The 10,136-nt window shown below is 43.9% G+C and carries 9 protein-coding genes and 1 pseudogene; 6 read left to right on the top strand and 4 right to left on the bottom strand.

Features of this window, described 5'->3' with window-relative positions:
- Positions 1-168: 168 nt before the first annotated feature.
- From PseudUWO310_RS22135 to PseudUWO310_RS22120, 4 genes are all read right to left on the bottom strand, one after another.
- A complete protein-coding gene (locus tag PseudUWO310_RS22135) occupies positions 169-708 on the bottom strand; it encodes a general stress protein (protein WP_143190527.1) in 540 nt (179 codons plus the stop codon).
- Positions 709-1,008: 300 nt separating this feature from the next.
- Positions 1,009-1,698, bottom strand: coding sequence for a BON domain-containing protein (locus tag PseudUWO310_RS22130; RefSeq protein WP_143190526.1), 690 nt, complete (start codon positions 1,696-1,698; stop codon positions 1,009-1,011).
- Between the two features lie 140 nt (positions 1,699-1,838).
- Positions 1,839-2,210 (bottom strand): DUF5335 family protein, encoded by a 372-nt coding sequence (locus PseudUWO310_RS22125; protein WP_143190525.1) that lies wholly within the window; start codon positions 2,208-2,210, stop codon positions 1,839-1,841.
- 296 nt (positions 2,211-2,506) lie between these two features.
- A complete protein-coding gene (locus tag PseudUWO310_RS22120) occupies positions 2,507-3,193 on the bottom strand; it encodes a BON domain-containing protein (RefSeq protein ID WP_143190524.1) in 687 nt (228 codons plus the stop codon).
- A gap of 782 nt (positions 3,194-3,975) precedes the next feature.
- Between PseudUWO310_RS22120 and PseudUWO310_RS22115 the strand changes: the two genes are divergently transcribed.
- The 6 genes and pseudogenes from PseudUWO310_RS22115 to PseudUWO310_RS22095 all read left to right on the top strand — a co-directional run bounded on the left by PseudUWO310_RS22115 (position 3,976) and on the right by PseudUWO310_RS22095 (position 9,990).
- Positions 3,976-4,746 (top strand): PRC-barrel domain-containing protein, encoded by a 771-nt coding sequence (locus tag PseudUWO310_RS22115; RefSeq protein ID WP_143190523.1) that lies wholly within the window; start codon positions 3,976-3,978, stop codon positions 4,744-4,746.
- Between the two features lie 60 nt (positions 4,747-4,806).
- Positions 4,807-7,242, top strand: coding sequence for a phosphoketolase (locus tag PseudUWO310_RS22110; RefSeq protein WP_143190522.1), 2,436 nt, complete (start codon positions 4,807-4,809; stop codon positions 7,240-7,242).
- Positions 7,242-7,670: pseudogene (locus PseudUWO310_RS24050) on the top strand (RpiB/LacA/LacB family sugar-phosphate isomerase); the annotation flags it as partial. The gene PseudUWO310_RS22110 and the pseudogene PseudUWO310_RS24050, both read left to right, overlap by 1 nt.
- Before the next feature lie 36 nt (positions 7,671-7,706).
- The gene (locus PseudUWO310_RS22105) at positions 7,707-8,759 is read left to right on the top strand and encodes a class I fructose-bisphosphate aldolase (RefSeq protein WP_223805811.1); all 1,053 of its coding nucleotides are present in this window, start codon (positions 7,707-7,709) and stop codon (positions 8,757-8,759) included.
- A 98-nt stretch (positions 8,760-8,857) separates the two neighbouring features.
- A complete protein-coding gene (locus PseudUWO310_RS22100) occupies positions 8,858-9,538 on the top strand; it encodes a hypothetical protein (protein WP_190316128.1) in 681 nt (226 codons plus the stop codon).
- 209 nt (positions 9,539-9,747) lie between these two features.
- Positions 9,748-9,990 carry a DUF2061 domain-containing protein gene (locus tag PseudUWO310_RS22095; RefSeq protein ID WP_143190519.1) on the top strand — a complete coding sequence of 81 codons (243 nt, stop codon included), beginning with the start codon at positions 9,748-9,750 and terminating at the stop codon, positions 9,988-9,990.
- Positions 9,991-10,136 lie beyond the last annotated feature (146 nt).

The raw sequence follows: 10,136 nt of genomic DNA, 5'->3' as shown, positions 1-10,136 counted from the left end.
ATAAGGCTTTTACTCATTTTCTACTTCATTTACTGATTTTGCTTCAATTATGCCTTGATTTCGGTTTATATGACTTAATTAATATCCTTAGTATCTACTTACTCTTTCTTGAAATAGCCCTGCCCTTTACAAGGGGGATTGAGGGGGGATCTCTTAGATCTTCGATTCCTAAGCAGCGACTAACCTGTTTGTATCGCTATTGATGCTGTCGAGAATCTGCTTTGCTTGTCTGACATCATCATTACTACCTGTCACAAGAATAATGAACTCACCTGCTTCGATTTTAGCATCGTACTTGAGTACTTCATGATTAGGAATTCCTAATCCACCCAAAGCGCCTGCTAGTCCGCCAACAGATGCAGCGCCAGCGCCGCCAACAATCGTTCCTTCTAGCCAACCTGCCAATACTCCTGTAATAGGACCAGCGATGACAATAGGAGCAATTCCAGGGATGAATACGACTCCAGCACCTGCCAAAATACCAAATAGCCCTCCGAAGAAACTACCCCAATAAACGCCTCCTGCTATACCAGCTTTGGCTGTATCCTTCCATGTTAGGAATCCACGTATATGTTCTGCGGTCTGATAGTCTTTGCCAATGATTGAGAGCTTTTGCATATCAAATCCTTGCTTTTGTAGCTCCAATACCACCCTTTCTGCTTCTATATGGGAAGGAAAATGACCAATAATGGAATGTGGATAGATCATGAGTTTGTTTCCTTATATTGAAAATTTTTCTTGAGGGCTAATTTATAGTTTTTTAGGAGTTATGAGATTCGTAAGGCTATGACTCTCATAACTCCTTTTGGATTGCTATATCTCACGGGAAATAGTCAGATTCTCGCCTGATTACAATAGTGATCGTGGTCATCCATCTAGAGCTAATAACTTGCTCATCAGTATCGTCGTATTCAGTAATGCTCATCTTGATTCTCTCTCGACTGGGTTATTCTAATATTCGGTACTGCAAAAGCTGCCTAGCGGCAGCGCTTTGCGCTGCCACTAACGTTAAGATTCAAATCTAAACCACTCCACCTTGAGTTGATTGTCCACAGAATGTACTCCTGGTGCGCCCCATGCAACTCGCTCGGCTTCGTCTAGTTCGGCATAGTTCCGAACCTTGCCATGAAGCGTCACTTTGTTTCCAGTAGTTTCAACACGGATCTTGTTCGCATCTAACAGCGCATTACGTTTGAAGGCATCCCTAATTTCGCTGGTAATATCTGTTGCCTTCAATCTAGACTTGACTGTAATCAGATTAGACACTCCTTTAACACCCAAAAGATTATACAAGAAGTTTTCCGCAGAACTCTTCAGGTATTGCCACTCGACCTCGCCTTCAAGGGTGATCCAAGCATCACTAACCGTCACCTTAATAGTTCCTCTCGGAATTGATGTGAACCAGTCGATGTGGTGTGCGGCGGCTGTGGCGATGTCTCCATCTGTATGCACCGAAGAACTCGGCAAATTAACCACGATGTCATCGGCGATCGCTCTGACACCAGCAACTCGTCTAGTCGCTTGCACGGCATGCCATTTCTCGCTAGAGCTAGTTGCATAGCCATTGAGTGTAACCGTTCCATCTTTGACTAAGACACCAATGTCTGTAACCTTGATGCTCGGCTCATATTTGAGTTCAGCAAGCACATCTGCCTTGAGGTCTATGTCAGTTTTTTGGACAGATAGAAGTGTAGTCATTTATTTCTCTTAAAGTGATACAGGATTTGTATACGAGAGCTAGCATCTCATCTCAATGCTTGAGATCACGTATCAGGAGTGTATACATTGAATAGATTGATTGAAATAGCTAATAAATCTTGACAGGAAGTTATGTCTCTCTATGTAGATATACTTGCGATCGTTGCTTCCAGTTTGATCAATGTTTTTCTACCACTAGTGTCTTTAATCTGAATCGCCACAATTTCACTATTTGAGTTCTCACCCGTTGAGATTTCCTTTGGTGAATCGATTGTATGACCATAGGTCACCTCATCTTTACCCACCTCGATTGCCAAGTTGTCCCCCTTATCTGGGCGATCGTAAATTATTGCCAACAAAGGTGCATTTTTAATCAATGATTCATCGCCAATCTCCGAATCAATGATCTCAATCTCAATATGTCGTCCGAGATAATCGCCTGAAAACTGGTCGAAAAATTTACCCCATTGCTCTTGAGGGATAGATTTGCTGAAGGTGATTGTATTCGTCATAGGATTCCTCGCTGTAAAAAATTAGTGGAGACAATTTAAATTGGAGAGATGCTTAACCAGAATCTTTTTCCCCCTTGTAAATGAGGATTGAGGAAGATCTCTTAGGGTGCGACCTCGACTTGATAATCCTTTACTGCGTAAGTATTTTGACTTTTGCTAATTCAAATTATAATCCTTGAGTGGATTCGACAAAAGCTATGCTAGGCAAGAATTTCGCTAATTTAAGAAGGTATCAGATTAAGACCGCACCCATCTCTTAGGGCTTTTGACAACAGAAAGAGATTCTTAAATGGTTTCTAAGTATCGTAACCAAACCACTGCACGGATAGCTGATTATCAACTGTTAGTACACCCGATGCAGCCCAGACCGCTCGCTCTGCTTCTTCCAACTCAGCATAGTTGCGAACCTTACCCTTGAGAGTCACCTTGCTGCCAGCAACATCAATTTGGATCTTATTGGCATCGAGCATGGCATTGCGCTTGAATGCAGCTTTAATGTCCGTAGCGACTTCTGTTACCGACAGTCTAGATTTGATCGAGATCTCATTAGATACGCCTTTAACACCTGACAAGTGATGCAGAAAATGTCCTGCGGCAATCTTAAGATATTGCCAATCCACCTCACCATCTAATGTGATCCAGCCATTCCGAACTGTTACTTTTACAGATCCTCTGGGAATGGTCGTGAACCAGTCAATGTGATGGATCGCGGCAGTGGCAATGTCTGAATCGGTATTGATAAAGGATTCAGGAAGCTTGATTTCAATATCATCGGCGATCGCCTTTACGCCAACAACCCGTTTAGTTGCACGAACAGCCTCCCATCTTTCCGCAGCACTAGTCGCGTAGCCATTGAGCGTCACGGTTCCATTTTTCACTAAGACCCCGATATCAGTGACCTTCACGCTCGGCTCATATTTGAGTTCTGCAAGCACATCAGTCTTGATATCTGTATCGGTCTTTTCGACGATAAGAGTTGGCATATTGTTTTCCGTAACGTTTTAATTCGTTTACGTTGACTAGCATCTTATAGGGCTGTTTGATATCCTATACGTTTAATGTATAAATTGAATAGATTGTATAAAATAAATTTAATTCTTTACTTGCCCAAGAGACAGTAGTGATGCTCTGTGCTAACACACTCTTTTGCAGTTGCTTCTAATTTAGATAAATAGGCTCTATAGGTGTTTTGGGGAAGTCAAACATGATAAATGGCTCAATGCTTTTAATGACGGGTGTCTCAGATATCAAAAATCTCTAAGTCTAAAACCATTACCTATCAAGCATTTCATCCATTTAAGCTAAAGCACTCCCCGAAACACCTATTGAGCCAATCTCGATTGTTAAACTTTTCACTTTATCAAGGTGATACAACAAAGTAACAGTTCCTGACACGAATCGACATCTAAGAAATTGAAGAACCGTATAGGAGTTATCTGGTTATTTATCCACAATTACAATACTCAAATTCAGTCCAAGATTGCCATCATTCTCCTCTGACTTATATACCTAAAATGCACGAATCGTTGTCTTATCTATGTAAAGATTTAATAAAGCTAACACTAATCATGTAATTCATACGAAAGCATATACATTATTTCAGACATCCTTATAAGAACATAGTGGTGTCAAGTAGAAAAATGTTTTGATTCATCTAAACGTATTTAAAATTAGAACTCTAAAAGATGACTTAATCTTGCTCGCCTGTTTAACGGCTGAATTTCTATTCTAAAAAATTATCATACCTAGCGATGAGGAATCGAAGATGTTAAATAAAGCCAAAACACTTAATGGATATAGTTTAAATAGCCTCAATGGTGAAATCGGAAAAGTCAAAGAATTTTACTTCGATGATCAGTATTGGACAATTCGTTATTTAGTCGCTGACACAGGAAACTGGCTTACAGGTCAGCAGGTGTTGATCCCCCTTTATGCACTGATCGCAGTGATTAAGGAACAACATGACATCACCATCAATTTGACAAAAGAGCAGATTGAAAACAGTCCTCCTTTGAGCAGCGACAAACCAGTTTCCAAGCAATTTGAGATATCCTACCTTGGGTATTATGGATACCCGACGTATTGGAGTGGTTCATATATGTGGGGAGCTTATCCGTACATTCAGCATACTCCCGAACTAACGGAGGAACTCAATCGAGAAGAGAAATCGTGGGATCCCCATTTGCGTAGCACCCATGAGGTGAGTGGCTATCATATCCAAGCCACAGATGGTGAGATCGGTCACACTGAGGATTTCATCATTGATGATGAAACATGGACGATTCGTTATCTCATCATCAATACAGCCAACTGGTGGTCTGGGAAAAAGATCCTACTTTCACCGCAATGGATCGAGAGTGTTAGTTGGGATGAGTCGAAAATATTTGTAAATCATTCTCGCGAGACCATCAAGCGATCGCCAGAATATACGGATGAGTCTCTACTAACTCTGGATTACGAGACTAAATTGCATCTTCATTATAACCGACAAGGATACTGGGTAGAGGACTTAATTGCCAAGGAGCCTTCCCACTGAAGTGAATTCCTAATCTTCATCTGCATAATTGGAATTGGTATTACATAGGAAACTTAACCGATGTCAACCACTACACTTCCCTTAAAGACCAAGACTAATACACTTTCTCCAGAACTACTCCATAAAATCGATGCCTATTGGCGTGCTGCTAACTATGTGTCGGTTGGGCAAATTTATCTCTACGACAATCCGCTCCTCAAGGAGCCATTAAAACTATCCCATGTAAAACCTCTTGTGGTCGGGCATTGGGGGACAACTCCAGGGCAGAACTTCATCTATGTCCACTTAAATCGAGTCATTAAAAAATATGACTTAAATATGTTCTATGTTGCTGGTCCTGGGCATGGTGGTCCAGCGATCGTGGGTAACGTTTATCTCGAAGGTACTTGGAGTGAAGTCTATCCAAACATCACTCAGGACGAAGCTGGGCTGAAAAAACTCTTTAAGCAATTCTCATTTCCAGGCGGAATTTCTAGTCATGTAGCGCCAACAACCCCCGGCTCGATTCATGAAGGAGGAGAACTAGGTTATTCTCTCAGTCATGCCTTTGGCGATGCTTTTGACAATCCTGATCTAATCGTCGCCTGTGTTATTGGCGATGGTGAAGCGGAAACAGGTCCCTTGGCTACTTCGTGGCAGTCCAACAAGTTTCTCGACCCAATTACCGATGGCGCGGTGCTGCCCATTCTGCACTTAAATGGCTATAAGATCAGTAACCCAACTGTCCTAGCCCGTATCGAGCATGGGGAGTTAGAACAATTTCTACTTGGCTGCGGTTGGAGACCTTACTTTGTCGAAGGTGACGATCCAGAAAAGATGCATGAACTCATGGCAATGATCTTAGAAATAGCGATCGCCGAGATTCAGCAAATCCAAACCAATGCGCGTAACAAAAATGACTCCTCTCGACCGCGTTGGCCGATGATCGTCCTTAAATCGCCAAAGGGTTGGACTGGACCGAAGATTGTTGATGGACTGCAAATTGAAGGAACCTTCCGATCGCATCAAGTCCCATTGCTTGTAAATTCCGCACGCCCCGATCATGTCCAACTGTTGGAACAATGGATGAAGAGCTACAAAGCTGAAGAACTTTTTGATACTGATGGCAGACTAATCCCCGAATTAGCTGAGTTAGCGCCGAAGGGCAATCGACGGATGGGCGCAAACCCCCATGCCAATGGCGGCATACTACTCCGAGATCTGCAAATGCCAGACTTCCGCGACCATGGAGTACAAGTGCCTTCGCCTGGAGCATTGGAAGGGCAGGACACGTTTGTATTGGGTAAGTTCCTACGGGATGTTGCCAAGTTGAATCAGGATCTGCGTAATTTTCGAGTCTTTGGTCCCGATGAAACGCTATCAAATCTGCTTGGTGCAGTATTTGAAGTTACCAACCGTCAGTGGGAGGCTCGTGAAGAAGAAAATGATGAATTTCTCGCACCAGTTGGACAAGTCTTGGACTCAATGCTTAGCGAACACCAGTGCCAAGGTTGGTTAGAAGGCTATTTGTTAACTGGGCGGCACGGTTTGTTCAACAGCTACGAAGCTTTCATTCGCATTGTTGACTCCATGTTCAGCCAACATGCTAAGTGGCTGAAGGTAACGTCGGAACTGCCTTGGCGACGTAAAATCGCATCGCTGAACTATCTTCTTGCCTCCCATGTCTGGCAGCAAGATCACAACGGCTTTACGCACCAAGATCCCGGTTTTCTCGACCATGTAATCAACAAGAAAGCCGATATCGTGCGCGTATACCTGCCGCCCGATGCCAATTGCCTTCTGTCGGTCTTCGATCACTGCTTGCGTAGCCGCCACTATGTCAATGTGGTAGTAGCTGGCAAACATGCGTTGCCGCAATGGCTAAACATGGACGAAGCGATCGCGCATTGTACGGAAGGCATTGGTATTTGGAAATGGGCTAGCAACGACCAAGATACTGAGCCAGACGTGGTGATGGCCTGTTGTGGAGACACACCCACGTTGGAAATCCTCGCCGCAGTTTCCATTCTCCGAAAACATCTGCCTGAACTGAAAATTCGGGTGATCAATGTTGTCGATCTGATGAAGTTGCAATCTGAGAGTGAACATCCCCATGGCTTGAGCGAAGAGGATTTTGACTCGTTGTTTACCGTCGATAAGCACATCATCTTTGGCTTTCACGGATACCCCTCCCTAGTTCACCGTCTGACCTATCGACGTAAAAATCGCAACCTGCATGTATGCGGCTATAAGGAAGAAGGCACAATCACGACTGCCTTTGACATGCGGGTACAGAACGACCTAGATCGCTTTCATTTGGTACAAGATGTAGTCGATCGCCTGCCGCATTTAAGTAGTAAGGGAGCCTATCTCAAACAGATGATGCAGGACAAGTTGATCGAGCATAAGCATTACATCGACATACATGGCGAAGACTTGCCAGAAATCCTCAACTGGAAGTGGAGTTTAAGTGCAACATCGATAGAGAAACATCCCGTTAGCTTGGGAGGAAAATAATGCACATTGGGATCGCGGCGGATCATGGTGGGTTTGAGTTAAAAGCACAACTGGCTGCTGCGCTAAAAGATGCTGGCTACGAGGTTAGGGATTTTGGTGCTTTTGAGTTGGTTAAAGGTGATGACTATCCAGATTTTGTTGTACCACTAGCACAAGCTGTAGCAAAGGGTACAATCCTTCGCGGTTTAGCCATTTGCGGCAGTGGGGTAGGAGCTTGTGTTGCCGCCAACAAGGTAGCAAGCGTGCGCGCGGCGTTAATTGCAGATTCATTCTCCGCTCATCAAGGAGTAGAAGACGACAACATGAACGTGATGTGTCTGGGCGGACAAGTCACTGGATATGCCGAAGCTTGGGAATTAGTTCAGACATTTCTGGCTGCTCATTTCCAGCGAGACGAACGTTTTCAGCGCCGCCTTGAGAAAATAACAGCCTTAGAAAAGATCAATCTTCTGGAGCAACCCGAAATGAATATTCAAGATTTGATGGAAACTGCGAAGATGCTTGTTGCTAATAATAAGGGGCTGCTGGCGATGGATGAAAGCAATCCCACCTGTAACAGACGATTCGCAAAGTTAAGCATTCCCCAGACCGAAGAATCTCGACGTGCCTATCGAGAGTTAATTATCACCACGCCCAGTCTCAGTGAGTATATTAGTGGCGTGATTCTTTACGATGAAACGATCCGCCAACACAAGAAAGATGGCACTTCTTTTATTAAGGTGCTCTCCGATGCAGGAATAATTACGGGAATTAAAGTTGACATCGGTGCTAAGGATATGGCGGGTCATCCTAGAGAAAAGATTACCGAAGGGCTGGATGGCTTGCGCGATCGCCTCAAGGAATATTTTCAAATGGGTGCGCGTTTTGCCAAGTGGCGTGCGGTGATTACCATCGCTGATGGCATTCCCAGTCGGGGTTGTATCGAAGCCAATGCCCAGTCACTGGCTCGCTATGCGGCGTTGTGCCAAGAAACTGGACTGGTTCCAATTGTCGAGCCAGAGGTGCTGATGGATGGAGTCCATAGTCTGTCACAGTGCAGCCAGATAACAGAGGAAGTCCTGCGAACTGTCTTCAACCAACTCTACACACAGAGGGTAATGTTAGAGGGCATGATCCTAAAGCCTAATATGGTGCTTCCAGGATTTACTTGCTCTCAACAAGAATTGGTGGATGAGGTGGCTGATGCTACGGTGAACTGTCTATTACGGGCAGTCCCTGCGGCTGTTCCGATTATTGCGTTCTTGTCAGGTGGACAATCTGCTGAACTAGCCTCGGCTCGTTTGAATGCCATGAATCTAAGATTCAAGTCGCGATCGCCTACGGTAGGGCAAAGCCCTTCGCCTTGGGCTTTGACGTTTTCCTTTGCCCGCGCTATCCAGCAACCAGCTTTGGAGATTTGGCAAGGCAAAGAGGCGAATGTATCAAAGGCTCAGCAGGCTCTGTTGCATCGAGCTAAGTGTAACTGGGCAGCACGTCAGGGCGAGTACAATGCTGCGATGGAAGGAGTGGGAACATGAAAAAAGCATGTTTTTCCCTTGGAGCCAAGCTAACGGCGTAGAAACAAAAATTGTGACAGTTTAATCTCAACTAAAAATTAACCCCAAGGATAAAGTCAATGGAAATATCAATGTCCAAGGCTCATCAAACCACTTACAGAGGGATCTTTCAGCATCCAATCGCCCATAATTTGCAATGGCATGACGTGCGATCAATGCTAGAGGCAATAGCTGAAGTAACTGAAGAGCATAATGGTAATCTCAAATATACAAGGCATGGCGAAGTACTGGTACTCCATCCTCCCAAGCATAAAGATCTATCCGATACTAAAGAATTGATGCAAATTCGGCATTTTCTGGAACGTTCCAGTGTGCCTGAATTGGCAGATCCAACTGAGGATGGAACCCATTTGCTAATTGTAATTAATCACCATGAGGCTAGGATCTATAAAACAGAAGTACGGGATTCAGTGCCAGTGGATATCATCCCTTACGACTCAGATGGTACGCGCCGTCATCTCCACAATCTGCATGACAATGCTAAGGGACAACCTGAACTTAAGTCTTTCTATGAAGCGATCGCTGCAAATTTAAAAGGTGCGGAACAGATTTTGATCTTTGGCAGCTCAACTGGAGCCAGCAGTGCTATGGATTATCTAGTAGATGAACTCGCACAAAATCACCCATATATTTCTAAAAAAGTTGTGGGTGCGATCGTGGTCAACGAACAACATCTCACCGAAGAGCAACTATTAGCTCAGGCCCGGGCATTTTATGAAGCCAATAATCCATCTAAGTAAGTTAATCCAAACAAATAATTAGGAGGAAAACCACATTATGCAGAGCGAAGATCTGCCCTCATCCCATTCTCCCAGAGCAGGAGTAAGAGCCGTTTTTGAGTTTTTCTTCTTCCCTCTCCCAAAAAGGGAGAGGGGCTAGGGTAGGGATGAAGGTCTTATAACTTTCTGCTTAGAGTGAGTTAATAACTATCTTTTATTTGGAACTTTTCATGGCTCAATCAATACTTCTACGCCGATCGCTAGTAAAAACTTTTACCTATCGCATCCTGATTATGTGTTTGGACTTTACAACAATCTACATCCTGACTGGGACTACGAAGGTAGCGATCGGCTTCATGATTGTGAGCAACATATACACAACGATCGCCTACTTTCTGGACGAACTATTTTGGGTAAAAATAAAGTGGGGAATTGAGAGAAAGATTCCAAATATCAACCTAAAAAATGAGTGAGTATCTTGAAAATCTCTAACGAGAGTGTAGAGTATTTTGTGTAAAGTCTGGGATATATACAGAGAGACAATCTAGACACACAACTACTAACACCAAAACAGATGAATATACGCAAAGAACTGCTCGATGAATTGTTGCAAGAATGT

It is taken from the genome of Pseudanabaena sp. UWO310, assembly GCF_006861605.1.
Classification (GTDB): domain Bacteria; phylum Cyanobacteriota; class Cyanobacteriia; order Pseudanabaenales; family Pseudanabaenaceae; genus Pseudanabaena.
Note: the sequence above shows the minus strand (reverse complement) of the source record. Positions and strands in the feature narration are given on the sequence as shown.